Source organism: Vreelandella sulfidaeris Esulfide1 (assembly GCF_054072535.1).
Genome location: NZ_CM133364.1, coordinates 771,819 through 797,366, shown reverse-complemented (window position 1 = coordinate 797,366; position 25,548 = coordinate 771,819). Strand labels below are relative to the sequence as shown.

Sequence of the window (25,548 nt, the reverse complement as noted above, 5' to 3'; positions counted from 1 at the left end):
GGGCCGCCCGTTTTTTCATCTGTTTTATTAACCTACCGCTTAGAAACTCACCTCTAACCCGCCATACACACTGCGCCCTGGCGCGGATTCATAAAAGCGACCATAGGTACCGTTCAAGCGCACGTTGGCGTAGTGTTCTTCATCAAACAGGTTGCGGACGCCAACATACGCATTTAGCCGCGTATCGCTGCCCAACTGCCAACCATCTCCCACGCGCAGATTCACCAGCCAATAGCTATCGACCTCTGTCTCGTTGGCGTTGTCTGCGACCATATCGCCCACGTACTGGGTTTCCAGCGTCGCAAAGCGCTCATCAATCCCCTCCCAGGTTAACAAATTAACCCAGGTTTGCTCGGGCAGGCCGGGGATACGATTACCACCAAAGCTCTCCGTCGGTGTGGCAAATTCATCAAATTCGTAGCGCGCCAGCGTTAGGGCGCTATCCAACCGCCACTGATCGGCCAACTGCCAACCTAGCGCCAGCTCAATGCCGTCTCGGTCGGTATCCCCCGCATTTTGGTAGAATGTGCGCCCACCACCTTCCTCTTCGTAAGGCACAAGCTCATCGCGCACGCGCACTGAAAACAACGCCAAGTCGTAATCCATAGCCAACGGCTCAACATAGCCACGTAGCCCTACTTCTCGGTTCCATGCCTTTTGTGGCTCAACCATCGGGTTAAAACCACCGCCCGCTGGGTTTGCAAACTCTGAGAACGTGGGGGTTTCAAATGCCGTGCCAGTATTGATATAAGCCTGATGCTGCGGGCGATAACGGTAACTCAGGCCTGCTGAGCCACTCCACTCGTCAAAGGTTTGCTCACCGCTTTGATCGCCATCGTCCAGATAACGATCCTCCACTTCTAATTCCACTCGGTCAAAGCGTGCGCCAAGCGAAAGCGTTACTTGATCGGTCAAGGCCAAGTCACCCTGGGCAAAGACCCCAGCCGAGGTTGCCGTTTGGGTCTCTTCAGCCACCTGCTCGCCGACAACGCCTTGACCGCTTACATCGTTACGAAAGCGCTCATCGTCTTGGTGGGCCAAATCAACACCCGTGATATAACTCAGCGGCATGCTACCTAGGCTGACTTCATGATGGTACTCAGCACTCGCGCCCAGATAGTCACGCTGATAGCCGATGCGGCTATCGCCCACATAGGGCAACTGTTGTTCAAAATCACGCTGGGCAACAAAGCCTTTTAGGTAAAATTCGCCAGTACCAACGGATAAATCTTCGTACTGCAAACCAAGAAGCTGTTGATCTACATTCTGCCCTGCATCAAGCGCCAAAGAGTTCGGGGCCGCCTGATCACGACCACTCGACACTTCACTCGCATTCAGCGCACCGGGATCTTCAGAACGAGGATTCTCAAGCAGATTGATAATCGCGGTTAAGGCTCTGTCGCTACCTAATTCGCGTCGCAGCTTGGCATTCAATAGATACTTCTCTGTGGAGCTCTGCTCCCGGTAGCCATCCACATTGAGCGCCGAGAGGCTTACATGGTGCGACCAATCGCCTTGGGCGCCCCCGGTTTGTACGACCGCCTTGCGATAGCCATCGCTTCCCACCCCGGCACGAACGCTAGTACCAGGGTTATCACGCCCATCGGCGGTGGTGATATCAATTACCCCACCCGCCGCATTGCCATAGAGCACCGAAGAGGGCCCGCGGATGACTTCAATACGCTCTGCACTGTCCAAGTCGATAGCATCTAACTGCGCCTGGCCATCGGGCAGCGTGTAAGGAATACCATCGACCATCACAGTAATACCGCGCACGCCAAACGGCGCGCGAGCGCCAAAGCCGCGGATAGAGATTCGCTGGCCTTGGGCAAAGTTGTCACGGTTTTGAAGGAACACGCCTGGCACCCGCACCAGCGACTCATCCAATCGCACGCGCTGCTGGCCTTGCGCAATCGCTTCACGGTCGAGTGTGGAAACGGCTGCAGGGGTGGCGTAAAGCTCTCGTGACAAACGCGGCGCGGTCACTTCTAACGTAGCTAAAGTGTTGTCATTCACCGGACTCTCCTGAGCCCAACTTTGACCTGACACAAAGCAGCATATTAAACAAAGAGATGTATTGGATACTTTCAACATGGGCTCCCTCCCAGACGGGTTACACCGGAAATAATAGTGGAATTGAACGATTTTATAGTTGGCGAGTCTCAGTTAATTCGCCAAGGCATGGAAAATTATTTTGGCAGTGCCTACACTTGTACAAGTTAAACCCCTGAAAGCAAAGGAGGCTTCATGGCGTTCACAGCGACTGATCCAATCAAGATGATTTTTGCCGTTATCCTTCCCCCACTCGGCGTATTTTTCGAGGTTGGTTTTAAAGGACATTTTTGGCTGAATATTCTCCTCACACTGTTTGGCTTCATACCGGGCATCATTCATGCGTTTTATGTGATTTTGAAGCACTAGCGGTTAATGAAATTGAAGCTGCTGAATTAATGGTTTGAGAATTAGTGATATGAAAAGCCGTCTAGGTAAATAACTAGGCGGCTTTTTTGTGCCACTAGCCCCGTCCGGTGTGTCGACGCTGATGCAGCGCGTGAACCCTTGCATCTAACCCTGCTACCGGGCCATCTACCTTCTCAGGATGCTGAGTAGCGTCACCGCCAGCAATGCGGTTACGATCCTCTGCCAACACGTCCCCTTCAGCACTGACTAGCACACTACCAAAGGGCTCATCGCCCGCTTCAAGGGCCTCTTCGGCCAGTTCGATGGCACGGTTCAAATAGGTGAGTTCTTGACCATTCACTATGAGAGCTCCCTTGTAAATCGATGATGCTTGTTCGCTACTCTTTTATTATGGAGGTGTTTACCGTGGCGGTGGCGTCTTCCGAAGTGGTCTCTCTCAACTCTTCGCCCTCGCTTCGAGCAATGACCGAGGTACCGACTAGATCGCCTGTCACGTTTAACGCGGTAGCCCCCATTCCTACCAGCGCATCGATGGCAGTCAACAGCGCAACGGTCTCGATTGGCAGGCCGACTTGGGCAAATACGGTCGCGATCATAATGATCCCAGCCCCTGGCACCCCGGCCGTGCCCACTGACACCAGCGTCCCAATCAGCACTATCTGCACCATGCTGATGAAATCCAACGGCGCCCCTATCACGTTGGCTGCAAAGACCGCCGAAATCGCGATGCGAATCGCCGCCCCATCCATATTCAAGGTAGCTCCAAGTGGCAGGCTAAAGCCATAAATGCTTTTGGAAATTCCCAGGCGGTGAGCGGCATTAATAGTGAGGGGCAGCGTGCCTGAACTACTTTGGGTGGCAAACGCCGTTGCCATGGGGGTTCTTGCCTCACGGAAGAAGGTGCGAAGCTTGACGCCAAACAGGCGCATAATGCCGCAATAAATCAGCAAATGCGTGGCTAGTGCGAAATACAGTACGACCACCATGTCGCCCAACGACAGCAGCGTTTCCAGCCCCTGCTGACTTACCGTTTCAGCGACAATCGCAAATACCCCAATAGGTACATAGTGCAGCACCCCCGACATCACTTTTAAGGTGACCGCATTGAGCGCTTCAATCACGCCAAACAGCCGTTCCCCCATGGCTTGCTGGTGTTGCGACTGGCGCATTTTCAGCAGCGCAATGCCGAACACTAACGCCGTAAAAATAATACCCAGCATATTGAGTTCGACAAACGCACCGATAATATTGTCGGGCACGATATTAAGCAGCGCATCGACAACGCCGGGGTTATCCGGCACCGAGAAGCTGGCCTCCTCCTCCAGCCTCATTCCGCTACCGGGGTTAAACAGTGTTGCGATGGTCAAACCCACCATGATCGCCAATGCCGATGAGGCCAAATAGTAGCCAAATACCTTGCCACCAATGCGCCCTGCGCTACCCTCCCGTGATTGGTTAACCCCCACCATCAGCGTAAACAGCACAATAGGAACAATTAGAAATGTGAGCAGCCGAAGGAGTAAATCCCCCAACGGCGCCAACCAAACCGCTACCGGCTCACCACCAGCCAGCCCAACCACAACGCCCAGCACCAGAGCGATAGTGATGCGTAAAATCAATGACGCCTGAGAATAGACCTTCCATATCCGTGTCATCTAAGTCCCTACGGTTCGATGTAAAAACGTACTTTGCCATCTGGGCAGTGTGTACCAGCTTGCCGCATGCTGCGCACTTCCGTCGCCGATGGACGTAAATCCTGTTGTTTAACCCTAGATCACCCGCCCTGTTCTAAACACGACAGGATTAGGCAAACATGTAGCAGGATTGCGTCTATTGGCTTTTGCTGCCACTGGTTAATCTCCCTCACTAGTCATAAACAGAAGGATGATTACATGGCGACTGCAACTCCGCATGCATCACGCTCGAGTGACTTGCCGAGCGTGACGTTTAGCACGAGGCATTAAACATGCAAGAGACTAACCTTCCCATCTACTGGAAACGTGAGCTGGTCATCGCTGGCATTATCACTCTGTCGCCAGCGATCACTGCTGCGCAAACACTTCCTGATACAGGAGATGATGCGATGGCTGAGCATCCCTACGTGGGCATATGGGTAACCAAAGATGGCCGAATTCGCCATGAGCTGTTGCCCAATAACCGATACGACGAGGCGCGCGGCGAACGCGAAAGCGCTTACCAAGGGCGCTATCGGTTAACCGATAACTATATTGAATACTGGGATGACACCGGCTTTACCGCTGATGGTGAATTTATAGATGACGTGCTCTATCACGGTGGCATGGTGCTATATCGCCAGGAGCCATCTCTCATTTCGCCCCGCTAAAACCACGACGATGATGTAAAGCAGCGCAATCGCCGCTGATCCCACGGGCGGATGGGCGAAGGCTCTCACACTTCGCTTAATGACCGAAGACCAGTGAGTGGTGGGCTGCCTGTCCGGCTAACGCACCATCACTGACCGCCAACGACACATTGCCCACGGGCCGGGCTATATCGCCACACGCGAACACACCAGGTACCGATGTGGCCTTGGAAGCATTGATTTTTACCACCCGTCCCAATGGCGTCACTTCAAGCTCACACCCTAACCGAATCGCCAATTGGCTGGGATCGGTTTCAGTCACGATAAACAGGCCCGCTAACGAAAACATGCGGCCATCTGCCATTACCAAGCCCACGCTCTCACCTTCATCAGTTAACCGTTCAACGGCGCCCCGCTCAATATGGGTGCTACGTTCATTGAGCTTTTCCAACTGAGTCATATTGGGTTCAAAAGCATCGTTCAGAAAAAGTGTTGTTTCCCCCCAGTCGGGTAGCAGTATTGCCAAGTGCATTGCGAAATCAGAGGAGGCCAGTACGCCAATTCGCCCGCCGTTCAGGTCAAAACCATGGCAGTAAGGACAATGGAAAACACGAGTCCCCCATAATTCGGCTATTCCCGGCATGTTGGGAAGCCGATCGCCGACACCCGCTGCGAGAATAATACGCCTTGCGTAGATACGCTCATTCACCCCCTGCTGGCTGGCCAGCAACAGTGTAAAATCATCCTTTTGACCGGTAATCGTTTCGACATGGCCTTTGCGCCATTCAACCGTTGAGTACTGCGCTAACTCTGCATAGCCTGCAGCTGCTATTTCTCTAGGCGGCTTGCCATCCTGGGTTAAAAACCCCCGCGAATGTGACGCAAAGCGATTACGAGGCTGCCCGGCATCAACCACTACCACCTTCCGGCGTGTCTGCGCTAACTGTAGTCCAGCTGCCATGCCTGCGTAGCTTCCGCCCACTATGGCCACATCATAAGTCATTGTTTGCCCTCTAATCCTTGAGTGCGTAGTGTCCGTTCTGGTTAAGTAGGAAATGCGTCGTGACTAAGAAGTGTAGATCAACCCGTAAGCGATGCCGTATTGCGCTGATAAATAGAACATAAGTTGTCTAGGCTAGTGGGTCTCGCTATTTTTCCCTGCCGGTAAGGCTTCGTTAAAGCCCCTGCATAAAATTCGCCTTGGAAAGAAATGGGTATTAGAAGGGTCTATAACCGCGGCTTTAGAAAACAAACAACAAAAGCATTGACGAGCGATACAATTCGTGACATTGTAGGTGCAGTTGGTTAGCAAGCAGCATGGTTTCAGAAGTGTACGAAAAAGATTTAGAAATGTACGAGATAGACGTGTACGAGATCTTTCGGCAAGCCTGTAATTGTATTCCTTGTTTTATCCGCTATTAATCTGGGTGATACCAGGAACTTTACAAAGCGCTTTGCGCGAAAGGATTTTTACTATGTCTACTGGCACAGTTAAGTGGTTCAACGATACTAAAGGCTTCGGTTTTATTGCTCCTTCTGACGGCGGCGATGACCTGTTTGCCCATTTCTCTGAAATTCAAGCAGACGGCTTCAAAACCCTGCAAGAAGGCGCTAACGTTTCTTTTGACGTTACCCAGGGTAAGAAAGGCCTTCAGGCTTCAAACATCAAGCAAATTTCCTAAGTCTAAGTCTCTAAGACATAGCGCTTAAGAATTTGCTCGAACCTTCCGAGGTTCGGATAACAAGGCCCGCTTATGCGGGCCTTGTTGCGTTTAAAAGCGACTAAAGGCGTCGCCACTGCGCCACATGCACATCCACTGTCACGTTCAGCACATCAAGAGCCGCTGCGCGAGCACGACCCTCAGCGCTGGCTCGATAAAGATGCGGCGTCATCGCCAACAGATCGGCAATTTCCTCACTTCCGTTTAGTGCAAGCGAGTAGCTGACTCTCTCCCTGCTATGGTGAGTAAAGCCTTCCGGCACCTCTGTCTCAGTCGAGCGTTCAGGTTTTAACGTGGGATAGATAACCTCCCGCAGCTCCCTCAAGTGATTAGTCCCCGCTTCAACCTGCAGTAGTACGCCTTCGGTTTTCAGCACACGAGCAAACTCGCTTACCACTGGAAAGCCAAACATACACAGCACGCTATCCAACGTTCCCGTTTGCACCGGCAAGTGCGCATTGCTGCCCACGACCCAACTACTTAGCGGCATCTGTTTAGCATCCTGCTTTGCTGCGGCCAATACCGCCCATTTAGAGATATCCAGTCCCATCAAAGAAAGTGGCTGCGTGTCAGTCGCCGCATCAACTAATTGGCGAAGGTAGTAACCTTCACCGCAGCCGGCATCCAGGCAGCTAAATGGCGGGTTGCCCACCGCTTGTACCTCGGCATGGCTCAACACGGCGTTACTAACCGCCTCCGCAATAGGCTGATAATGACCTGCGTCTAAAAAGCGCTGCCGCGCAGCGACCATCGCCTTGCTATCACCAGGGTCGTGGGAGCGCTTCTGCTGCACAGGCAGTAAATTAACGTAGCCCTGCTTGGCAATATCAAAACTATGCCCTGCAGCACAGCGCCATGTGTTGCCCGCTACATGTAACGGCTCGCCATCTAGCGGGCACGCCAGTGCTTGAAAAGGGGTAATGCTCATAGACGCTTCATCGTTGATTAAGAGATAGTAGATAGGATGTTGCTAAGAAAATTCGGTTTAGAGAGTGCTATGACGCTAAAACATCCTAAAGGCTAACACATCATGCATCGACTGCTGCGCATTCCGAGCGCTTGGCCTTACTTGATCGCTATTTTTCTCAATGTCTTTGTGGATCTAGGCCACAAGATCGTCATTCAGAACACGATCTTCAAAAGCTACGATGGCGAAGCACAGGTCGTGCTCACCGCACTGGTCAACGGACTTATCCTGCTGCCGTTTATTTTACTGTTTAGCCCGGCGGGCCATGTGGCTGACAGCTATCCCAAAGTACGCATTCTGCGCACATCGGCCTGGGCCGCCGTCGTGGTCTCACTGGGCATCACCGCCGCCTACTACCAAGGCTGGTTCTGGCTGGCCTTTTCCATGACGCTGCTGCTGGCGATTCAATCGGCCTTTTACTCACCGGCCAAATACGGCTTGGTAAAAGGACTCTTCGGCAAGCCGCATTTGGCGGAAGCCAACGGGCTGATCCAGGCGGTTACGATTGGCGCCATTCTAGCGGGCACCGTGGCGTTTACCGCGCTATTTGAAACCTGGGTCTCACCGCAAGATCAAACCCCAGCGCAGCTGTTGCGCCAAATAGCCCCGCTGGGCTGGCTGCTGGTGCTCAATAGCGCTCTCCAGGTGGTGGCGCTTTACCGCCTTCCGCTTGATAACACCATTCGGTCAGAGTTACCGCTGACCTGGCAGCGTTACATCAAGGGCACTGCCCTAAAAGACAACCTGCGGATTATCGCTCACCAGCCTGTCATCAGGCTCTCCATTATCGGCCTTGCCACCTTTTGGTCAGTGGGCCAAGTGCTGTTGGCGGCTTTTCCCGCTTACGCCAAAGACGCCCTCAGTATCAATAATACCTTGGTGCCCCAGGGCATTCTCGCCGCTAGCGGCATCGGGATTGCGCTTGGTTCCCTATTCGCCAGCAAACTTTCCCACAACCGCATTGAAACCGGCTTGATCCCCGTTGGCGCAATTGGGGTAGCCGTGGGTTTATGGTGTCTGCCGCTGTTAACCACACCCGTAAGCCAAGCGCTGAACTTTGTTTTTATCGGCATCATGGGTGGGCTTTTCATCGTGCCGCTTAATGCGCTGATTCAGTTTCACGCCGCCGACAACGAGCTAGGCACCGTGCTGGCCGCCAACAACTGGATTCAAAACATCGCCATGCTGGGCTTTTTGGTGCTCACGGCGCTGTTCGCGTTGGCGGGAGTGAATAGCCACTACCTACTGCTACTCATTGCTACCGTAGCCATGGTGGGCGGTGGTTACACCATTGTTAAGCTGCCCCAAAGCTTGGTGCGCTTTCTATTGAGTTTCTTGCTGACCCGACGCTACCGGGTAGACGTCCATGGCTTGCAGAACCTGCCTGCCCAGGGCGGAGTGCTGCTATTGGGCAACCATATCAGCTGGGTGGATTGGGCCATGGTCCAGATCGCCAGCCCCCGCCCGGTGCGCTTTGTAATGCTCAGATCGGTTTACCAGCGTTGGTACCTACGCTGGTTCTTCAAAGCCTTGGGGTGTATTCCTATCGAGCGCGGCAGCGGGGCCGAAAAAGCCCTGGCCGATGTGGCGGAACAGCTCAACGCAGGCGAAGTGGTATGCCTGTTTCCTGAAGGGGCGATTAGCCGCACTGGCCAGCTAGGCGAATTCCGCCGCGGCTATCAGCGCGCCTGTGAAATGGCTAACCCAGACGTCAAAATCGTACCGTTCTACCTGCGCGGCCTCTGGGGCAGCCAATTTTCCCGCTCATCCAGCAAGCTTAAAGAGCTGCGCAATGCACCACTGCACCGCTCGGTAGTGGTCGCCTTTGGCAAGCCGCTACCCAAGGATACCCCCGCCGACGTGCTTAAACGGCGTATTTTTGAGCAGGCTACCCGATCTTGGCAGAAAGCCATGAACGATCTACCCTCGCTACCCAACGCCTGGATTCAGAGCGTTAAGCGCCGCCCTAGCGACCTTGCCCTGGCCGATACCCTGGGCCGCACATTCAACGCAAGCCAAGCGCTCACTGCCAGCCTGTTGATGGCAAAGCGTGTTCGCAAGCTCAACCCCGGTCAGAACGTTGGCCTACTGCTACCTACCAGCAGCGCCGGGGTTGTCGCCAATATGGCTACGCTGCTGGCGGGAAAAACGGTGGTGAATCTTAATTATACCGCCGACCAAGAAGCGCTCTCCTCTGCCCTTTCCCAGGCGGAAATTGCTACCGTCTTCACCTCACCACGCTTTGTGAAGAAGCTCGAGCAGCGCGGGCTCGACGTTAGCCAATTACTTCACGGTAAGCAGATGGTCTTTTTAGAAGACCTGCAAACCACAATTGGCCGCGCTGAGCGCTTGAGTACCTGGCTTGCGGTGAGAGTATTGCCGACGTGGCTACTACAGCGCTGCTTCTGCCACGCTCGCGATGCCGGCGCCACCGCCGCCATCCTGTTCTCAAGCGGAAGCGAAGGCGAACCCAAGGGCGTAATGCTGAGCCACCGTAACTTGATGGCCAATATCAAGCAGACCTCCGACGTGCTCAATACCCAGAGCAACGACGTTGTAATGGGCTCACTGCCGCTATTCCATGCCTTTGGCTTCACGATCACCCAACTGCTACCGCTGATTGAAGGGCTGCCGCTGGTGTGCCATGCCGCCCCCTCCGATGCTCCCGGCATCGCGGGCGCAATTGCCAAGCACAAGGCTACCATCATGTTCGGCACATCAAGCTTTTTGCGCCTTTTTGTACGCAGTCAAAAGGTGCATCCACTGATGCTGCAAAGCTTGAGGATAGTAGTTGCTGGGGCCGAGAAGCTCGATGAAAACGTGCGTACCAGCTTTGCCCTTAAATTCCACAAATCAATATATGAAGGCTACGGCGCTACCGAAATTGCCCCCGTGGCTTCGGTGAATCTTCCCGATGCAATGGGCGCTCATTACCAGCAGATCCAGCACGGCAGCAAGCCAGGCTCCGTAGGCATGCCGCTGCCCGGCACCAGCTTCAAAACCGTCGACCCCGACAGCTTTGAAGAGCTGCCGACCGGCGAGGCCGGCATGATATTGATTAGCGGCCCGCAAATTATGCAGGGGTATCTCAATGACCCCAACTGCACGGCCAAGGCGCTCCACGAGATCGGTGGTCACCGCTGGTACATAACGGGGGATAAAGGTTTTATTGATGAAGATGGCTTTTTAACCCTGACTAAAGCCTAGAGCAGATATTCTTTTCGCCATACCTCTTAGCTACCGAGATGGGCTTTTTGGATGGAAAAATGAGGAACAGTGACTTACAGGTGTTTTGAAAAGAAATCTAGCAGCAGCCCATAGTGCTTATTCTGCCCTGAGCTACTAGGTATATGATCTTCACCTTCGTAGTAGTGAACTTCCGGGGCGCGGCCATGCTCGCGCAGGCGTTGTTCCAGGCGTTTGGTCATTTCCACCGACCACATTCGGTCTTTGGTGCCATGGGAAAGTAGTAGCGGCCCTAGGTAGCGTTCGATCTCTATTGTTGTGGTCGGCAGCAAGCCTTCGTGACTATCACGCCATGTCCAGGCGCGCTTGCTGACGTCCCAGGCTTGCCAGCCCAGGTCACCCTCATCGCGAAAGCTACGTGCATCAAAGGCACCGCACACAGCATCGGGCGGGCTATGCGCGGCAATGGCATCAGGCATACCTTCGATCTTATCTCCTGCCATCAGTGAGCCGAGCAATAACGCATGCTCGGCGCCGCGTGAAATACCATAAAGCCCTACTCGCTTATCAGCGAACTGGAATTCCCGTAGGGCTTTAAATGCCTCCACGCTGCGATCCAGTGGGTAATCGATAATATGCCCCGCATTCCATGCATTACCGCCGCTTGAGTAGCCATAAGGGAACGCCAGGAAGCCATGGGGGGCGAATAGCATCGCATCACGATGGCTCCACCCCGCCCATGCGCCTTCAGAACCATGCAACAACATGACGGCTGGAAAAGAGTCATCGCCCGGTGGGCCATAAGTAACGCCCCAGCCGGGCAGCAAACGCTGCACAATATTTAACGACATTTAGACAACCACTCATTCACCATAAATTTCTCTGCCATCACCATGCTATTCATTCATTTCGAATTTATGCGATGCCGTGCCCCAGCATCGTATAAAGTTTAACTAGCATAGTAGCTAAAAATGACGCTTCCATCGCATTAGAATATTATGGATCACTAGACTTTAGTCGACACCCAGGATATTACTATGCACCAGCCAATCGCTGTTTTCGACGCTGGCATTGGCAGCTATGCCATTGTTGCCGAGATACATAAGCGTCTTCCCAAACAGGATATTGTTTATTTCGCTGATCGGGCTAGCTTTCCTTATGGGAGCAAAGGGCGTGAAGAGCTACTCGCTGTCATGCATCGCACACTGCGTTTTCTTGAGGGCTATGCACCCTCTGCCATCGTCATCGCATCGAACGCACCGTCTATCATGGTGCTGGATGACGTTCGCCAAAGCACCTTGGTGCCATTGTTCGGCGTCTACCCGCCCATCGAAGAAGCACTCGCTATGTCGGCGAGCGGCAAGGTCGGCATCATGGGGGTGCATTCACTCATCGAAAGCGCGCCGCTCAAGCAGTTCATCGCTCGCCATGCACCCCACCCGGAGAATGTCAGCCTGATCAATGCTTCGTCCATGGTGGAGCTTGTCGAGAATGGTGCCTTTCTATTCGACCCAAAAGCGACGCAGAAAGCGGTCACTACTTTTATCGATGGCGTCTTCCGGCAGCACCCCGATATCGACACGCTGACACTTTCCAGCACGCATTTACCATGGCTTCGCTCCTTCTTTGAAGCGGCGAGACCCAGTTGCCAATTCCTCGACCCCGCCGAATCGATTGTCGCTGGATTAGGCGATGGCACGCCGGGCACAGGCCAAATTCAAGGTCTGGTGACAGAAAGCGAGACCTATGATATTGAGACATTCCGACGTATGCTGCAGCAGTTCGGCGTCGATATACCGCTAGAGGTAGTCTAAGCGCCATAAGGCTTTATCAGGTCAAAACGCGTAGCTTTTCCCTGGGTTCTTTAAACGAGTCGGTAGCGATGCCAAACCGTTCCGAAAGCTCGCAGATTTGGCGCCAGTTCAGCTTGCGGCGCCCACTGAGAACTTCAGACACCACCGATTGAGCGCCAACTTCAGGTAGCTCGCTCTGCGCTATCCCATGCTCTTGCATAAGGTAGCGAAGTACCTCACCTCCAGACACCTCAGGCATCGGGCGATGTGCTTCATCATAGGACTCAATGATATCACCCAAGCGATTCGTCAGGCCGGCAAGTGGGTGTGTCTCATCGTCACCGACAAGATCAAGAATTTCATCAAGCGCCTCGACCCGGGCATCGTATTCAGCTTCGGTATGTGGATCGCTAAGAAGAGGGGCAAGATAAACCCAGTGTTCCGTCGCTTGCTCAACGAGAGCGTGCATAGTCACTCCTTTTTCCACTTACCCTTGTCATACTCTTTGTGATCAAGGATATGGCGGATAAATACTTTTTTACTCTGATAATGAACAACAGCGATTAACCTCAGCTTGTTGCCACCTATGTCAAAAACGTGAAAGTTTCCCACTTTATCAGTGGCTGGGAATAGCGCTTTCATGGCATTGAAATCTTTTGGGTCATTAGACTTCATCAGCCGATACCATGCTTCTAGGGCAGTGGCAGTATTCGGGTTTGCTTCTATAGCTTCCCAAATACGCTTCTGTGTGATGACATGCACTAGCCAAACCCTCATTTACATAACCATATTATAGCAAAATGCGATAAATAGCAAATTGCTATACACGAGAAAGCAGTGCTGCTTGACGGCCAGCTACTCTGATGGTTTCACCTCAATACTATCCCCTTCCTCCGGGCGCTTAGCCTGCTCGCCGCGGGCGATATCGTGATGGCTAATCACCACGATCTCCCTGGGCCACCATTCTGGGTAGTTATCACGAATAAAAGTCATTAGCTTCTCGCGGACGTTCATTTCTGCTGCCCAGCCGGACAATGGGTCTGAGGTCATCAGGTAACAAGAGACGGTCTGCGCCGTACCGGTTTGGCCGGTCACGTAGCACAGCAGCTTGTGGTGCTCGATAACGTTACTTTCTTCTTTAGCAAATTCGATAAATTTATCCCTAACGAGACCAATATCAGCGCTTAAATGGAGGGTGAGCTCCAAAAACCGATACATCTTGGTGCTCTTGACGGATAGGTTCTCGAAAGGCTTCGACGTAAAGTAGGTAACGGGCACAATCACACGGCGCTCGTCCCAAGACCGTAAACGAATGAAGGTATAAAAAATGCCTTCTACGTAGCACCACTGGCCTTCAAAAATCACCAGATCGCCAATACGAATAGGCTTGGCAAACGACAGTTGGAACGACGCCAGGATATTCCCTAGCACCGCTTGACCTGCGACACCTACCAGCACCGCCAACACGCTGGCAGATGCCAGAATAGAAAGGCCAAGGGATTCAAAGAGCTGAATCTGACCCAGTATGTAAATAGAGACGCCGGTCACTGTAATCAGAATAATGACCCGGCGCAGCGCATAGAGTGAGGTTAGTAGCCGACGCTCGTCGCGTGGTTTCGTATCATCGATTTCGCCCACTAATCGGCGCGTCATCCGCAGCATGATGATATCCACCAGGCGCAGTGCGATCGTACCGGCCCCCCAGGCCAAGATACTGATTAATAAAACCCGAAATGTTGTTGTAGCGACTGCTGAAAACGACACTACATAATCCAGCAGCATCTGGGTGATCAACGACATCGTAATTAGCGCCGCAGGCAAGCCGATTTGACTGGCAAAAATGGTCGATACTCCCGCAGGCAGCCATTTCGACATCAACCCGATTAGGCGATGAACGCCCCAACCGACCATACCTACGAACAGCAAAAAGACCGGAATGGCTATCCACTCCCAAATTCTCAGGAGGCCAAACGATGATTGGAAGCGTTCAGGGATATAACTTTCCAACATTGATGGACCGTACTGCTCATACAGCACCGGGATATACGACACGCTGACGGGCATGATCAGCCAGACCGGCTCCTGATCACCCACCCGGTATCGGCCCAGTCGAATATCGTAGGTTTCCCCGTCCGCTTTTAAGGAAGACACCTCGATATTGCGGCGGGGCTCGCCGACGCGGGGATTTTGGCCCGCCGAGTCTTCAATAACAGCGTCCTCCCTACCTGGCAGGTCAGAAATACTCAGCCATTCACCGCGCTGAAAAATCTCGGCTAACTTCCGGGCCAGCTCACGCCCCTGTTCTCGCTGTTCCCCTTCTGAAAGGTCAGAGAGATTGAGCATATGGGCAGCGGCTTCATACTCTTCCTGATCCGTCAGTTCCAGGAAACTTCTGATTGACTCACGCGGTGTCACCCGATTCGCTTCTTCAGGCGGCTCACCCAGCCCCTCGTTTAACGCATCGACGGTAAACCATCGATGGTTCTCGCTCTCTCCTCCTTGAGTTTGCGCCACGCATAGGCTGGAAACTGTCAGCGCCAGTACTAACAAACCCCATGCGAGCCACGAGCTGATTGCTTTCATACATACCTTATTAGTTGAGATGGGCCACTTTCCTACCAACGAAAAGCCGTTAACTTAGCCAGCCTGCCGGTTAAAACAGGCCATCCTTGTCAGTTAAGAGGACAAATTACAGCCTACCTTTCTTAACGGTGCAAGGCGAAGTGTAGCGACAGCCATGTTCCTAACAGGCAATTAGCTCATCACGTAGCTCATTAGGTTTGGTTGCTAACGTTGTACTAAGGTCGGAGCATACAGTTCAGCTATCGGCTTCGTGCAGAACCCGCTGTTCCCGTCGCCAAGCTGCGGGCGGTGTTCCAAATGCGCGCTTGAACGCTTTGCTAAAGGAAGCTTCCGACTCGTAGCCCGCTTCCAACGCGATACGCGCGATGGGGATAAGCGACTCACGCAGGCGACGGGCAGCGGCTTGCATACGCAGCTTGGCTAGATAGCGCATCGGTGGCATGCCCACCAGCTCAGTGAAGCGCTCGGCAAAGGCAGAGCGCGATAACCCAACTTGGCGAGCCAACAATTGCGTTGTCCAATGACGTTCGGGGCAGTCATGCAACTGGGCCAGCCCTCGGCTGACAAAGGGATCGCGCAATCCACCCACCCAGGCACGCTGCTCAGGCGGCAAACGAGAGAGGTAAAGCTGCGCCGCCTCGATAAAAAGCAGCTCGGCAAGCCTGGCGAGAAGCGCTGGCGAACGAACTGTGCCAGCAGCCAGTTCCGCGGCGGCAAAACGGAAAGAGCTTTCGATCCACGCTCTGGCCGCCCCCTCGGCCACATCGAAGGTCATGACGCTGGGCAGCACACCAATCAATGCAACGCAGGGCGTCTCACTGTACAAAAAACCACACAGCAAGCGCGTCGTTTCACCGCCGCCACCATGGACAATCCGGGCCAATCCGCCTTCGCTCATGGGCTGAAGTAGTTGGTCGACGCTGACGGGATGGTCGGTCAACTCACTACCAAGAAGGTGGGAGTCGTTACGCGGCAGCAGTACGATATGCCCAGCGGGTACGGCGACAGGTAGCCCTTGGCCTACCTGCAGCAACAGCCGCCCGGCACTCACGTAGTGATAGGCCAGGATGCCTTCAGGCACGGGGGTGAACGGGCGACAATCCTCTGGAGTGACCTGCGCCACCACACACCAGGGCGCAGAGAACTCGGCATCGAGAAAGATGCCACCGGTAAAGCGGATCATGCGCAGCACATCAAGTGCAGCATCCATGGGTTTGTGTCTCTATCACGGCGGATCGGACAACAACACCGGCGCCTCGGCTATTATGGTTTTCAGTGCCTCAACGTAGTCTAGCAGACTGGTGAGCGGAGAGGCCGCCGCCAATAACGACAATCAAAAATGGAGCCATGCTGATGCTAACTGACCGCCAAGGAAACACCCTACCCGGCGCCACCACCGAAACAAGGGAGCTTTACCACCGCGCCATCGATGCCTTCAATATCTATCGCGGCGACCCTGTTACCCCGCTCAATCAAGCCATCGAAATAGCCCCCGATTTCACCATGGCACGCATTGCCCGGGCCTATCTATTTGCTCTAGCCGCAGAGCCCGCTGCTGCAGACGCCGCCAAAACCGATTTAGTCGTCATTAAACAATCACGCTTGAATGACCGCGAAACCTCTCATGCGGTCGCCCTCACGCAGCTGCTTGCCAGCGAGTGGACCGCTGCAGGGCTCACTCTGGATCATCATAACCTACGCTTCCCACACGACCTGCTGGCTCTGCAGGCGGGTCACCTAATCGACTTTTATCGTGCGAATGCTCGCAATCTACGCGACCGTTTCTCGCGTGTGCTACCGCGATGGTCGCCGGACATTCCAGGGCATTCGATTGCAATGGGCATGTATGCCTTTGGGCTGGAGGAAACCGGCGACTACGCCCGTGCCGAGCAGGTTGGCCGACAAGCGTTAGACACCCAGCCGCTCGACTGCTGGGCGCATCACGCCGTGGCCCATGTCATGGAAATGCAGGGCCGTGCCCAGGACGGCATTAGCTGGATGAGCACCCGCGAGCCTTACTGGTCTGGTGATGACAACCTATTCAAAGTACACAACTGGTGGCATCTCGCCCTTTGCCACCTTGATCTCGGCCACTCAAAAGAAGTGTTAGCTCTCTATGACGGCCCCATTCGTCAGGCGCGCAGCAATGTCGTGTTGGATATGATTGATGCCTCGGCGTTGCTATGGCGGCTGACCCTTACCGGTCAGGACGTAGGAGAGCGATGGCAGGAACTGGCGGTCGCCTGGGACCAGCACGCAAACGGCACGCTTTACCCCTTCAACGACTGGCATGCTGTCATGGCCTATCTGGGCGCCGGGCGCGACGACCGCGTGGAATCACTACTGGCAACGCTCCGCAATACCGACCGAAGCTCCGAGGCAGCGAACTGGGCTCGCCACATCGGCCTGCCGTTAGCTGAGGGGTTTGTCGCCTTCTGGCGAGGCAACTACGCCACCGCGACCGAACGTCTGTACCCGTTGCGCTTTATCGCCAATGCTTTCGGCGGTAGTCACGCCCAGCGCGACATTATCGACTGGACGCTGACCGAAGCCGCCTTGCGTGGCGGGAATCACGAGCTTGCTGAAGGGATGGCCAACGAACGCCTGGCGCTCAAGCCGCACAGCCCTATCAACCAGGGCTTTCTGCGCCGGGCCACTGCTCCGATCAAAGTCGAGCGTCAGATTGTCTGTAAAGGTGTACAACTAGTGGCGCCTCGCTCTCTACCGCCCAGGCCTCGGTCATACGCGAGAAGCATGGGCCCAATATAAAGGGCCCCGCCGTAGCAACAGACGCCTAAAACACAAAGACGGGCACTCCCCAACGACGTAAGCGGGAGCGCCCGCCCATCTTTGATGGGGTTAAAAGGCCTTAAGGGCTTAGGTTTTCAAGGGTTTCATCGTGAAGAGAAACCAGCAAAGGTTCACCATTATCGTTGATACGAAACTGGCCGTAGCGGGCAGCCTCATAGCGCTCAGCGTGGCCTTCCTGGAAGAAGAACGCATTGGTGGCAAAACGCACCTGGCCGTCGCGCAGCCGATATTGCAGCCGTCGTTCGTCATTCTCCAGTGTGCTCTGGCCATCTGCCAAGCGCTGAAAATGGCCAATGCCTTGTTCGTCCAAGCGCACAACGGCGTGGCCATCACGTGTCTTGAGGGTGTCGCCGTCATGGCGGCTTTGAAGCGCACGCTGAATATCGTTACTCAGTGCAAAATTGAGCGCCATGTAGTCGCCCTGCATTAACGAGCGCGGGTCGACCGGCGCCAGCTCTAGGTAGACGACCTCTCCCTCCGATAGTTGACGCTCTTTCTGCCAAATCGCTCCGTTCACCACCGCTAAGATCAACAACATGGTCGCAACGATAACGACCCGGCTCCACTTAGCACTACGCATCATGGCACTAAGCATCACGGTCTAAGCTCCTGTCGCCTTGCGTGGCCATCTTTGTATTTAGCCACTGGCGTAACGCCCAACGCAGTAACAAGAGCAGTCCTCCTATTACCAGTAGCGTGAGTGACTTCATCAGCAGCGTGGCATCCAGCCAGTAGTAACAGCTGCCAATACCCAGCAGCAGCGACAATACACCGGCGCTAACCAATACACGATGACCAATGGTAAAGCCTAATAACATCACCACCACGCCCTGCCCGACACTCGGTAGATGAAATGACACAATAAGCAATACGATCGCGCAAGCGTATGCCGCCCAGCGCCCCTTGAATGAAATAGGGTTCTGGAAAACCCTATGAAAAACCAGCAGCAGAGCGAGCGCTATTAACGCAACGCTTAACCACGGCAGTAATTCCCTCCAAGCGCTGCCTGCCATGCCATCAACAAATAACAGCGATTGGCCGGTATGGGCTAATCCCTGAATGGCCAGCATGCCCACCAAAAAGCCGTAACCCCACGCCTGCACGTGGTTTATGCGCGTTGGCCAGCGAAACTCATTGGACCAAAGTGCGGTAAGTGCCAGCAGCGCCATGCCACTGGCGACCGGCCCCATAGCGTTCGCTACCAACGCCATATATAGCGCCACGCATGCAGCAAAGGCAGAAAAGCTACGATGTGCCTGACTCGGCATTACCAGTGCCAGTGCGCACTGTAAACCAAACAGCGACCATCCCAGCAACGACCAAAATGGGTAAGCGAAAGCCTCCCAAAACGCAGCCAATGCCCAGGCGATCAGTAGTTGCCCGGCGAAGCTAATCGCCAAACCCAAATGTTCGAGTAGATCACTTTGTGCCTTGCGAAATAGCCCAAAAGCGGCGCTGATCATAACAAGCCCTATGGTCAGAGACGCCACTGGGCTTTCCACTAAAAACACCATGCCCATTGCGATAAAACCAAGCAGAAACAGCGCTGCCAGCCAGCCGGAAAACGCCTGCAGCAAGCGCACAAACCAAGGCGTTCCCAACGGTACAGGGGTGGTCGGCTCGTTTATAATAATGCCCGCTTGGCTCAGTCGAGCTTTTAAATCATCGGCATCGCGCGTCATTGGGAAGCCTCTTGGTGTAGTCGCTTCAGCCACACGACGGCCCCGGCGCCCATCGCCAATACCGCAATAGCGATCATCATTAAACTCCCCTCCTGCCAAGCGCCTTCCCATAGCAAGAGCCTGGCCAGCAGTAGCGTCACAACGCTGATCGCCGACACACAGCCGCCCGCTATCAGTAGTACATCAGAACGCCAGCGTCGATAAACGCCATACAGTGCTATCAACCATAGGGGATATACCACCAGCACTGATGCAATAGACGGCGTGGTATCGACGACATAGGTCATCATTAATAGCGTGATAGAAACGCCGCTTCCCAACGCCACGATGCGGAGGGACCAAGGGCTTACGTGCCAATTTCGACGCTTCCCTCCCCATTCCCACACGGCAAGAGCGATGGTATTGAGCATAAATAACCACCCGAAAACAGCCTCGCTGCTCGCAAACCAAACATTCATCACCCCGCCCCAAGTGTGAAAATAAAGCCCTAACGCCGCGTTAAGTAGTCCAAGCCACAATAACCAAAGCAGCTCAAAACGAACGATATACACCCAGGGCAGGATCAACAGGGCCCAGATGAAAAACAGCTGCCACGGATCGGCTCCGGTTTGGTACGTTTGGCCAAACAACGCCAGCAAAACGCCCACCAACAGCGATGCGGCCGTTAGTGCGACCTTGGCATCCACTCGGCTGGTGTTAGCCCACACGGCAACCCCTACCACTAATACTAGCGCGCCCTGAACCACGCCAAAGCGTAACCAGCGGCCCATCTCAGCCCAGTTATAGGCCACAAAAAACAGTACCGCGAAAGCTAGCGCCAAACCTCCCAGCCATAGTAAAAGCCGATCGACAAATACGGCCCATTCACGTGGTGAAGGTTGCAGTCCGGCAACCTTGACGGCTCGCGACACCTGTTCAGGCGGTATGACGTTGCGTTCAATCAATGCCATCAGTTCACGGCGTGTAGAAGCCATGGGGTTCCTTGTCGATAGAGGAGAGACATTCGGCCTAAAAACGTGTCTATAGTAGAGGGATTAAGCCAGCCACTCCTATCATTCGTAAGGCAGGCCTCAGCGGCAAGCAAAATAGATTTATCGCTTCTTCTTTTTTGATACCATTTCTTACAAGTTGTGTAGAACTTTTTATTTATTCCAGCATCGAAATAACTCTCATTAAAAACGGTGTTATAGCCCGCCCGGCCTAACCCAGCAGGAGGCACCTCATGCTCATAAAGATTGCCAAACCGAGTGACTTACATGAGTCAGATGTCACGCCGGAATCTATCTACCTCTCCCGTCGTCGTTTCATGGGGGGTATGGCAGGCTTAGGCGCCGGGCTGGCTCTTTCCGGCCACGCCCAAGCGAATGCTGACTACTCGGACGTCCCTGATGGCAATGCGCCAGCGTGGCTAAAGGAGAAAATCAGCAAGACCCAGTGGGAAGCCGTCACCCCTAGCAACCCCGAAAAAGACAAAATCGCCCCCTTTGAGGACGCCAGCGGTTATAACAACTTCTACGAGTTTGGCTCTGGCAAAACCGACCCCGCCCGCCATGCAGGAAGCCTGGAAACCCAGCCCTGGAGCGTGGTAGTTGATGGTGAAGTCAATAACGGTGGGCGCTTTGCGCTAGAGGACTTCGCCAAACCAGCACAGTTTGAAGAGCGCATTTACCGCCTACGCTGTGTTGAGGCCTGGTCGATGGTGATTCCCTGGCTAGGCATTCCCCTTGCAGAGGTCATCAAGCGCGCCGACCCCACCAGCAAAGCTAAATACGTTCGTTTTGAAACCTTGGTCGACCCAGAGCAGATGCCAGGGCAGCGCTCATCGTTTGCACTGATCGACTGGCCCTACGTGGAAGGCCTGCGCCTGGACGAAGCCATGAACCCGCTAACGCTACTGGCCATGGGAATGTATGGCCGCGAGTTGCCCAACCAAAACGGTGCGCCCTTGCGGTTAGTAGTGCCTTGGAAATACGGCTTCAAGAGCATTAAGTCGATTGTGCGTATATCGCTGGTGGAAGAGCAGCCGGTCAATTCCTGGCAGCAAATCGCCCCTGATGAGTACGGCTTCTACGCTAACGTGAACCCAGAGGTGGATCACCCCCGCTGGAGCCAAGCCACCGAACGCCGGTTGCCCAACAGCCTGTTCAGTCCGAATACCATTGATACCCTGATGTTTAACGGCTATGCCGATGAAGTCGCCGACATGTATGCGGGGTTAGATTTGAGAGCTAACTACTAATGGCAACACAGCGCACATGGCTACTCTGGCGCGTGAGTGTTTTTTTAGCGGCGCTAGCGCCGCTGGTATTCTGGGGCTGGCAGGTGGCGAATAACGCTGCAGGCCCCGAACCGGGGCGTTACCTACTGCTGAACATCGGCATTGGCGCGCTTTGGTTGCTGCTGTTTACCCTTAGCCTTACGCCGCTTACCAAGCTCACCCGCTGGAAAGGCTTTGCGTTAATCCGTCGACAGTTGGGTCTATGGACGCTCGCCTACGCGACCCTGCATATGCTCAGCTACGCGCTGTTTATCCTCGGACTCAACTGGGCGCTGCTGGGTAGTGAACTGGTAAAACGGCCCTATATTGTAGTCGGCATGATCGCGTTGATCGGCCTTGCCGCGCTAGGAGCTACCTCCAACCGCTGGGCGATGAAGCGCCTCGGCAAACGCTGGAAGCCGCTGCATAAATTTTCATACGCCATTTTGGGCCTGGTTCTACTGCACTTTTTTTGGGTAGTGCGCGCCGACATGCAAGAGTGGGCGATGTACGCGGCGATTGCTGCGCTCATCATGGCGACCCGCCTACCCCCAGTAGCCCGCGCGCTGCCTAAACTACGCTATCGGTTTAGTCGTGCTTAGGTGTATATGGCGTGCGAAGCTTAGCCTAGGACGCGGCGCAGGTGATCACGGTAATCGACTTTGTTGCGATCTACTTGCGGCACTTTCATCACATCGTTGGCGATAAAGGTGGGTAGTGCCTCTAGGCCGATAAATTCCTGAGACTTATGGAACGGGAAGTAAACGCCATCCACACCGCGCCCTTCAAAGAAGTTATCCGGCTCCTCGAACGCTTCCAAAGGGGCGTTCCAGGTCAACGAGAGCATGTAGCGGCGGCCCTGAAGCAAGCCACCGCTGCCGTACTGCTTGGTCGGATCTTGGCGGCTGCGGCCATCACTGGCGTAAAGCGAACCATGGCCTTCTGTAAACACCTCATCAATATAGCGCTTGACGATCCAAGGTGCGCCCATCCACCAGCCAGGCATCTGATACACAATGGTGTCTGCCCATAGGAAGTTTTGGACCTCAGTTTCAAGGTCATACCCCTGATCAATCACTGTCTCGCGTACTTCGTACCCCATCTCGCTCAAGGTATCCAGGGCTACGCTATGCAGCGCATTATTGAGCTCGCCGCCAGAGTGCGCAAACGCCTTGCCACCGTTAATCAATAAAATCTTCATTTACCCAATCCCAATTAATGAGCTTCGCCAAGCCTATAGAGTTTAGGCGTAGCCTTAATGGCGCGTATTGTGGGATGAATCGCAACGTAAAAGAAGCAACGTACCGACAAGATACTTTTGATTTAATATCAACAATTCTAACCGTTGGCCATTACGTCATTTGAGAACGTTATAAAAAGCACTTTATGAGAAGCCGGTCATGAAAAGCACCCTTGAAGAACAGCAGGCGTTTGTGACCGTGGTCGACAGCGGCTCAATCACCAACGCTGCCGAACGGCTGGGCATTACCGTTTCCGGCGTTAGCCGTGCGCTCAACCGCCTGGAGCAAAAGCTCGGCACCACGCTACTACGCCGAACCACACGCCGCCTGGAACTTACCGAAGAGGGTGAAACGTTTCTAAACCACTGCCGCCGTATTCTTGCCGCCGTAGATGAAGCCGAAGAGGCCATGCTGGATCGCCACAACCAGCCTCAAGGTAGATTAAGAATCAATGCCGCCCCCAGCTTTATGCAGTTCGTGATTGTGCCGGTGATTGGCGAGTTCCGTGCCCGCTACCCAGGCATTACGCTGGAACTGGATACCCACGACCGCTTTATCGACCTGCTGGAACAGCGCGTTGATCTGGCCATTCGCATTGGCCAGCTAGAAGACTCATCGCTACACGCACGCTTACTCGGCCACAGCCCGCTGCGTCTTCTTGCCAGCCCCCTTTATCTGGAACGCAATGGCTTACCACAAAATATCGAAGACCTTCAGAAACATAGCTTGCTAGGCTTCAGCCAGCTCGACCATCTCAACCAGTGGCCGCTCACCCTTGCCGATGGCAAGCGCTTTCACATTACGCCAGCACTAGCGGCTTCTAGCGGTAGCACGCTAATAGAGCTCGCCATTGCGGGAGAAGGTATTGTTTGCCTGGCTGATTTTATGACCATCTCTCCCCGACAGAATGGCGCGCTGGTCGATGTACTACCCGACCACATCGAACTGCAAACCCAAGCAGTGAATGCGGTGTACTACCGTCAAACCACGCTTTCCCAACGTACCCGGCTATTTATGGAGTTCCTGGCGGAACGGCTACCAGGTAAATATTTACAGGGATGAGAAGCGGCCAATAAATGTGATGTGCTGCAAAACATAGCTCAGCCTACCCGTCGATCAACGATAGGCGCATGCTGCGCCATCAACTCGACGACCCAATCGATGAACACGCGCAGCTTGGCGCTGACGTGCCGATTCGGTGGGAAAGCGATGTACATCGGCATCGGTTCCAGGTGCCAATCATCAAACAGGCGAACTAGTTCACCGCGGGAAACGTGCTCCCTGGCCATGTAATCAGGCAACCAAATGACGCCTAGTCCCGCCAGCCCGGCCGCAAGGCCGGCATTCCCGTCGTCGACCGAAATCACGTAGCGCCCTTGCACGGAAACACGCTTTCCATCGCGGCACAGAGCATAGGGAAAAGCCAAGCCAGCGCGTGCCCAGCTGAACCCGACAATGTAGTGAGGCGGGAGCGACAGCGCTTGCGGGTGCGTAGGATGACCACTCCTTTCCAGATAGCTTGGTGCGGCGTAAACACCGAGTGTCAGATCCCCCACGCGTCGTGCCACCAGCGATAGATCGGTAAGCTCCCCGCCGCGCACCACACAGTCTACGCTTTCACCGATCAGATCCACCATGCGATCACTCACCCCCATATCGAGTTGAATATCGGGATAGCGAGCGTGAAACGCGGGCAAGGCGGGGATCAGGATCATCCGTGCAAAAGGGCTGGGCACGTCCACTCTTAATCGGCCGCGAGGCAACACCGAGGCGTTGGAGAGGCTGGTTTCGGCATCATCCATATCCGCCAGAAGCTTAATGACACGCTCGTAATAGGCCGCACCGTCCGCCGTGACGTTCACCTGGCGTGTGGTCCGGTTGAGCAGTTTGACACGCAGTCTTGCCTCAAGCTGTTGCACCAGTTGCGTCACGCTGGTCTTGCTCAGGTGAAGTGTTTCAGCGGCCTTGGTAAAGCTGCCCGTCTCCACGACCCGAGCAAAGGCTTGCATTGCATTGAAACGGTCCATGGTTATGCCGGATACCTTGTGATTGTTCGCGATATGCAAACAATGTTGAACAGAATTCGCCGTTTATCCACCACGAAGGCAGGCTTAAAGTGACTTCATCGTAAACAAAGGGTCGCTTTTGACCTACTGATGGAGATTCACATGGCTAAGCGTGACGTTATTTTCCCCTCGGGCCGCCAAGCGCTTTATGAACAGAACACCTATTCTGCCGCTGTTCGCTCAGGCGACTTTCTGTTTGTATCGGGCCAGGTTGGCAGTCGTGAGGACGGCTCACCCGAGCCAGATTTTGCCGATCAGGTGCAGCTTGCTTTCGACAACCTACAGAGAGTACTGGAAGCAGCGGGGGCAAGCTTCGACGATATAGTCGATGTGACGAGCTTCCATACCGACCCTGAAGTCCAGTTCCCTACCTGGTTGGAAGCCAAAGCGCGCGCGTTTCCAGAAAAACCCTACCCGAACTGGACGGCGGTCGGCGTGACATGGCTGGCGGGCTTCGATTTTGAAATCAAGGTCATTGCCAAACTCCCCAAGTAAGC

Annotated in this window: 25 protein-coding genes; 10 read left to right on the top strand and 15 right to left on the bottom strand. The window is 54.3% G+C overall.

The genetic code is table 11. From position 1 onward, the window contains the following. Positions 1–39 precede the first annotated feature (39 nt). Positions 40–2,094 carry a TonB-dependent receptor family protein gene (locus tag ACW44H_RS03740; protein WP_457507002.1) on the bottom strand — a complete coding sequence of 685 codons (2,055 nt, stop codon included), beginning with the start codon at positions 2,092–2,094 and terminating at the stop codon, positions 40–42. A gap of 153 nt (positions 2,095–2,247) precedes the next feature. Here ACW44H_RS03740 and ACW44H_RS03735 point away from each other — a divergent pair, with 153 nt between their 5' ends. Further along, positions 2,248–2,421: a YqaE/Pmp3 family membrane protein gene (locus ACW44H_RS03735; RefSeq protein WP_113268771.1), complete on the top strand. Its 174-nt coding sequence runs from the start codon at positions 2,248–2,250 to the stop codon at positions 2,419–2,421. Positions 2,422–2,515: 94 nt separating this feature from the next. Here the strand turns inward: ACW44H_RS03735 and ACW44H_RS03730 are convergent, their stop codons facing one another. Beyond that, positions 2,516–2,761: a hypothetical protein gene (locus ACW44H_RS03730; protein WP_457507000.1), complete on the bottom strand. Its 246-nt coding sequence runs from the start codon at positions 2,759–2,761 to the stop codon at positions 2,516–2,518. 37 nt (positions 2,762–2,798) lie between these two features. After that, entirely contained in the window at positions 2,799–4,076 is a 1,278-nt protein-coding gene (locus ACW44H_RS03725; protein ID WP_457506998.1) for a dicarboxylate/amino acid:cation symporter, read from the bottom strand. A gap of 311 nt (positions 4,077–4,387) precedes the next feature. Here ACW44H_RS03725 and ACW44H_RS03720 point away from each other — a divergent pair, with 311 nt between their 5' ends. Next, the gene (locus ACW44H_RS03720) at positions 4,388–4,765 is read left to right on the top strand and encodes an Atu4866 domain-containing protein (RefSeq protein WP_457506996.1); all 378 of its coding nucleotides are present in this window, start codon (positions 4,388–4,390) and stop codon (positions 4,763–4,765) included. Positions 4,766–4,841: 76 nt separating this feature from the next. Here the strand turns inward: ACW44H_RS03720 and ACW44H_RS03715 are convergent, their stop codons facing one another. Further along, positions 4,842–5,747, bottom strand: a complete 906-nt coding sequence (locus ACW44H_RS03715; RefSeq protein WP_457506994.1) for an NAD(P)/FAD-dependent oxidoreductase — start codon at positions 5,745–5,747, stop codon at positions 4,842–4,844. A 472-nt stretch (positions 5,748–6,219) separates the two neighbouring features. On the opposite strand from ACW44H_RS03715, the gene ACW44H_RS03710 reads away from it, so the two are divergent. Next, positions 6,220–6,426 carry a cold-shock protein gene (locus ACW44H_RS03710; RefSeq protein WP_007111402.1) on the top strand — a complete coding sequence of 69 codons (207 nt, stop codon included), beginning with the start codon at positions 6,220–6,222 and terminating at the stop codon, positions 6,424–6,426. Between the two features lie 100 nt (positions 6,427–6,526). Here ACW44H_RS03710 and ACW44H_RS03705 read toward each other — a convergent pair whose 3' ends face one another. After that, on the bottom strand, positions 6,527–7,393 hold the full coding sequence (locus ACW44H_RS03705) for a putative RNA methyltransferase (protein WP_457506992.1): 867 nt from the start codon (positions 7,391–7,393) through the stop codon (positions 6,527–6,529). Positions 7,394–7,495: 102 nt separating this feature from the next. Here ACW44H_RS03705 and ACW44H_RS03700 point away from each other — a divergent pair, with 102 nt between their 5' ends. After that, positions 7,496–10,639, top strand: a complete 3,144-nt coding sequence (locus ACW44H_RS03700) for an acyl-[ACP]--phospholipid O-acyltransferase (protein WP_457506990.1) — start codon at positions 7,496–7,498, stop codon at positions 10,637–10,639. Positions 10,640–10,713: 74 nt separating this feature from the next. Here the strand turns inward: ACW44H_RS03700 and ACW44H_RS03695 are convergent, their stop codons facing one another. Further along, complete coding sequence (locus tag ACW44H_RS03695; protein WP_457506988.1) at positions 10,714–11,469, bottom strand: alpha/beta hydrolase family protein; 756 nt, start codon at positions 11,467–11,469, stop codon at positions 10,714–10,716. 186 nt (positions 11,470–11,655) lie between these two features. Between ACW44H_RS03695 and ACW44H_RS03690 the strand changes: the two genes are divergently transcribed. Then, positions 11,656–12,432, top strand: coding sequence for a glutamate racemase (locus tag ACW44H_RS03690; RefSeq protein WP_457506986.1), 777 nt, complete (start codon positions 11,656–11,658; stop codon positions 12,430–12,432). A 16-nt stretch (positions 12,433–12,448) separates the two neighbouring features. Here the strand turns inward: ACW44H_RS03690 and ACW44H_RS03685 are convergent, their stop codons facing one another. The 4 genes from ACW44H_RS03685 to ACW44H_RS03670 form a co-directional block, all read right to left on the bottom strand. Further along, positions 12,449–12,880, bottom strand: a complete 432-nt coding sequence (locus tag ACW44H_RS03685; RefSeq protein ID WP_457506984.1) for a helix-turn-helix domain-containing protein — start codon at positions 12,878–12,880, stop codon at positions 12,449–12,451. Between the two features lie 2 nt (positions 12,881–12,882). Further along, the gene (locus ACW44H_RS03680; RefSeq protein ID WP_457506982.1) at positions 12,883–13,173 is read right to left on the bottom strand and encodes a type II toxin-antitoxin system HigB family toxin; all 291 of its coding nucleotides are present in this window, start codon (positions 13,171–13,173) and stop codon (positions 12,883–12,885) included. A 93-nt stretch (positions 13,174–13,266) separates the two neighbouring features. Beyond that, positions 13,267–14,994: a mechanosensitive ion channel family protein gene (locus ACW44H_RS03675; RefSeq protein ID WP_457506980.1), complete on the bottom strand. Its 1,728-nt coding sequence runs from the start codon at positions 14,992–14,994 to the stop codon at positions 13,267–13,269. A gap of 235 nt (positions 14,995–15,229) precedes the next feature. Continuing rightward, positions 15,230–16,204, bottom strand: a complete 975-nt coding sequence (locus ACW44H_RS03670; RefSeq protein ID WP_457506978.1) for an AraC family transcriptional regulator — start codon at positions 16,202–16,204, stop codon at positions 15,230–15,232. Positions 16,205–16,347: 143 nt separating this feature from the next. Here ACW44H_RS03670 and ACW44H_RS03665 point away from each other — a divergent pair, with 143 nt between their 5' ends. Beyond that, positions 16,348–17,763 carry a tetratricopeptide repeat protein gene (locus ACW44H_RS03665; RefSeq protein ID WP_457506977.1) on the top strand — a complete coding sequence of 472 codons (1,416 nt, stop codon included), beginning with the start codon at positions 16,348–16,350 and terminating at the stop codon, positions 17,761–17,763. Positions 17,764–17,863: 100 nt separating this feature from the next. Here ACW44H_RS03665 and ACW44H_RS03660 read toward each other — a convergent pair whose 3' ends face one another. From ACW44H_RS03660 to ACW44H_RS03650, 3 genes are read right to left on the bottom strand one after another with little or no spacing between them, the layout of a single operon-like run. Beyond that, positions 17,864–18,400: a GDYXXLXY domain-containing protein gene (locus ACW44H_RS03660; RefSeq protein ID WP_457508918.1), complete on the bottom strand. Its 537-nt coding sequence runs from the start codon at positions 18,398–18,400 to the stop codon at positions 17,864–17,866. After that, positions 18,393–19,487 carry a DUF4401 domain-containing protein gene (locus ACW44H_RS03655; RefSeq protein WP_457506976.1) on the bottom strand — a complete coding sequence of 365 codons (1,095 nt, stop codon included), beginning with the start codon at positions 19,485–19,487 and terminating at the stop codon, positions 18,393–18,395. The genes ACW44H_RS03660 and ACW44H_RS03655 overlap by 8 nt, the downstream gene beginning before the upstream one ends. Beyond that, entirely contained in the window at positions 19,484–20,461 is a 978-nt protein-coding gene (locus ACW44H_RS03650; protein WP_457506974.1) for a DUF2157 domain-containing protein, read from the bottom strand. Before ACW44H_RS03650 ends, ACW44H_RS03655 begins: the two co-directional genes overlap by 4 nt. A gap of 248 nt (positions 20,462–20,709) precedes the next feature. On the opposite strand from ACW44H_RS03650, the gene msrP reads away from it, so the two are divergent. Further along, positions 20,710–21,726 carry a protein-methionine-sulfoxide reductase catalytic subunit MsrP gene (msrP, locus tag ACW44H_RS03645; RefSeq protein WP_457506972.1) on the top strand — a complete coding sequence of 339 codons (1,017 nt, stop codon included), beginning with the start codon at positions 20,710–20,712 and terminating at the stop codon, positions 21,724–21,726. Further along, a complete protein-coding gene (msrQ, locus tag ACW44H_RS03640) occupies positions 21,726–22,346 on the top strand; it encodes a protein-methionine-sulfoxide reductase heme-binding subunit MsrQ (RefSeq protein WP_457506970.1) in 621 nt (206 codons plus the stop codon). Before msrP ends, msrQ begins: the two co-directional genes overlap by 1 nt. 20 nt (positions 22,347–22,366) lie before the next feature. Here the strand turns inward: msrQ and ACW44H_RS03635 are convergent, their stop codons facing one another. Beyond that, positions 22,367–22,945, bottom strand: a complete 579-nt coding sequence (locus ACW44H_RS03635) for an NAD(P)H-dependent oxidoreductase (protein WP_457506968.1) — start codon at positions 22,943–22,945, stop codon at positions 22,367–22,369. A 199-nt stretch (positions 22,946–23,144) separates the two neighbouring features. On the opposite strand from ACW44H_RS03635, the gene ACW44H_RS03630 reads away from it, so the two are divergent. Then, positions 23,145–24,047, top strand: a complete 903-nt coding sequence (locus ACW44H_RS03630; protein ID WP_457506966.1) for a LysR substrate-binding domain-containing protein — start codon at positions 23,145–23,147, stop codon at positions 24,045–24,047. Positions 24,048–24,085: 38 nt separating this feature from the next. Here the strand turns inward: ACW44H_RS03630 and ACW44H_RS03625 are convergent, their stop codons facing one another. Beyond that, entirely contained in the window at positions 24,086–25,012 is a 927-nt protein-coding gene (locus tag ACW44H_RS03625) for a LysR substrate-binding domain-containing protein (protein ID WP_457506964.1), read from the bottom strand. A 141-nt stretch (positions 25,013–25,153) separates the two neighbouring features. Here ACW44H_RS03625 and ACW44H_RS03620 point away from each other — a divergent pair, with 141 nt between their 5' ends. Further along, a complete protein-coding gene (locus ACW44H_RS03620; RefSeq protein ID WP_457506962.1) occupies positions 25,154–25,546 on the top strand; it encodes a RidA family protein in 393 nt (130 codons plus the stop codon). Positions 25,547–25,548 lie beyond the last annotated feature (2 nt).

Coding starts and splice junctions, on each gene's coding strand:
- ACW44H_RS03655 (WP_457506976.1), bottom strand. CDS start 19,487: ATGACGCGCGATGCCGATGATTTAAAAGCTCGACTGAGCCAAGCGGGC.
- ACW44H_RS03685 (WP_457506984.1), bottom strand. CDS start 12,880: ATGCACGCTCTCGTTGAGCAAGCGACGGAACACTGGGTTTATCTTGCC.
- ACW44H_RS03695 (WP_457506988.1), bottom strand. CDS start 11,469: ATGTCGTTAAATATTGTGCAGCGTTTGCTGCCCGGCTGGGGCGTTACT.
- ACW44H_RS03675 (WP_457506980.1), bottom strand. CDS start 14,994: ATGAAAGCAATCAGCTCGTGGCTCGCATGGGGTTTGTTAGTACTGGCG.
- msrQ (WP_457506970.1), top strand. CDS start 21,726: ATGGCAACACAGCGCACATGGCTACTCTGGCGCGTGAGTGTTTTTTTA.
- ACW44H_RS03630 (WP_457506966.1), top strand. CDS start 23,145: ATGAAAAGCACCCTTGAAGAACAGCAGGCGTTTGTGACCGTGGTCGAC.
- ACW44H_RS03665 (WP_457506977.1), top strand. CDS start 16,348: ATGCTAACTGACCGCCAAGGAAACACCCTACCCGGCGCCACCACCGAA.
- msrP (WP_457506972.1), top strand. CDS start 20,710: ATGCTCATAAAGATTGCCAAACCGAGTGACTTACATGAGTCAGATGTC.
- ACW44H_RS03715 (WP_457506994.1), bottom strand. CDS start 5,747: ATGACTTATGATGTGGCCATAGTGGGCGGAAGCTACGCAGGCATGGCA.
- ACW44H_RS03650 (WP_457506974.1), bottom strand. CDS start 20,461: ATGGCTTCTACACGCCGTGAACTGATGGCATTGATTGAACGCAACGTC.
- ACW44H_RS03725 (WP_457506998.1), bottom strand. CDS start 4,076: ATGACACGGATATGGAAGGTCTATTCTCAGGCGTCATTGATTTTACGC.
- ACW44H_RS03670 (WP_457506978.1), bottom strand. CDS start 16,204: ATGGATGCTGCACTTGATGTGCTGCGCATGATCCGCTTTACCGGTGGC.
- ACW44H_RS03660 (WP_457508918.1), bottom strand. CDS start 18,400: ATGCTTAGTGCCATGATGCGTAGTGCTAAGTGGAGCCGGGTCGTTATC.
- ACW44H_RS03710 (WP_007111402.1), top strand. CDS start 6,220: ATGTCTACTGGCACAGTTAAGTGGTTCAACGATACTAAAGGCTTCGGT.
- ACW44H_RS03740 (WP_457507002.1), bottom strand. CDS start 2,094: ATGTTGAAAGTATCCAATACATCTCTTTGTTTAATATGCTGCTTTGTG.
- ACW44H_RS03620 (WP_457506962.1), top strand. CDS start 25,154: ATGGCTAAGCGTGACGTTATTTTCCCCTCGGGCCGCCAAGCGCTTTAT.
- ACW44H_RS03700 (WP_457506990.1), top strand. CDS start 7,496: ATGCATCGACTGCTGCGCATTCCGAGCGCTTGGCCTTACTTGATCGCT.
- ACW44H_RS03625 (WP_457506964.1), bottom strand. CDS start 25,012: ATGGACCGTTTCAATGCAATGCAAGCCTTTGCTCGGGTCGTGGAGACG.
- ACW44H_RS03690 (WP_457506986.1), top strand. CDS start 11,656: ATGCACCAGCCAATCGCTGTTTTCGACGCTGGCATTGGCAGCTATGCC.
- ACW44H_RS03635 (WP_457506968.1), bottom strand. CDS start 22,945: ATGAAGATTTTATTGATTAACGGTGGCAAGGCGTTTGCGCACTCTGGC.
- ACW44H_RS03705 (WP_457506992.1), bottom strand. CDS start 7,393: ATGAGCATTACCCCTTTTCAAGCACTGGCGTGCCCGCTAGATGGCGAG.
- ACW44H_RS03735 (WP_113268771.1), top strand. CDS start 2,248: ATGGCGTTCACAGCGACTGATCCAATCAAGATGATTTTTGCCGTTATC.
- ACW44H_RS03720 (WP_457506996.1), top strand. CDS start 4,388: ATGCAAGAGACTAACCTTCCCATCTACTGGAAACGTGAGCTGGTCATC.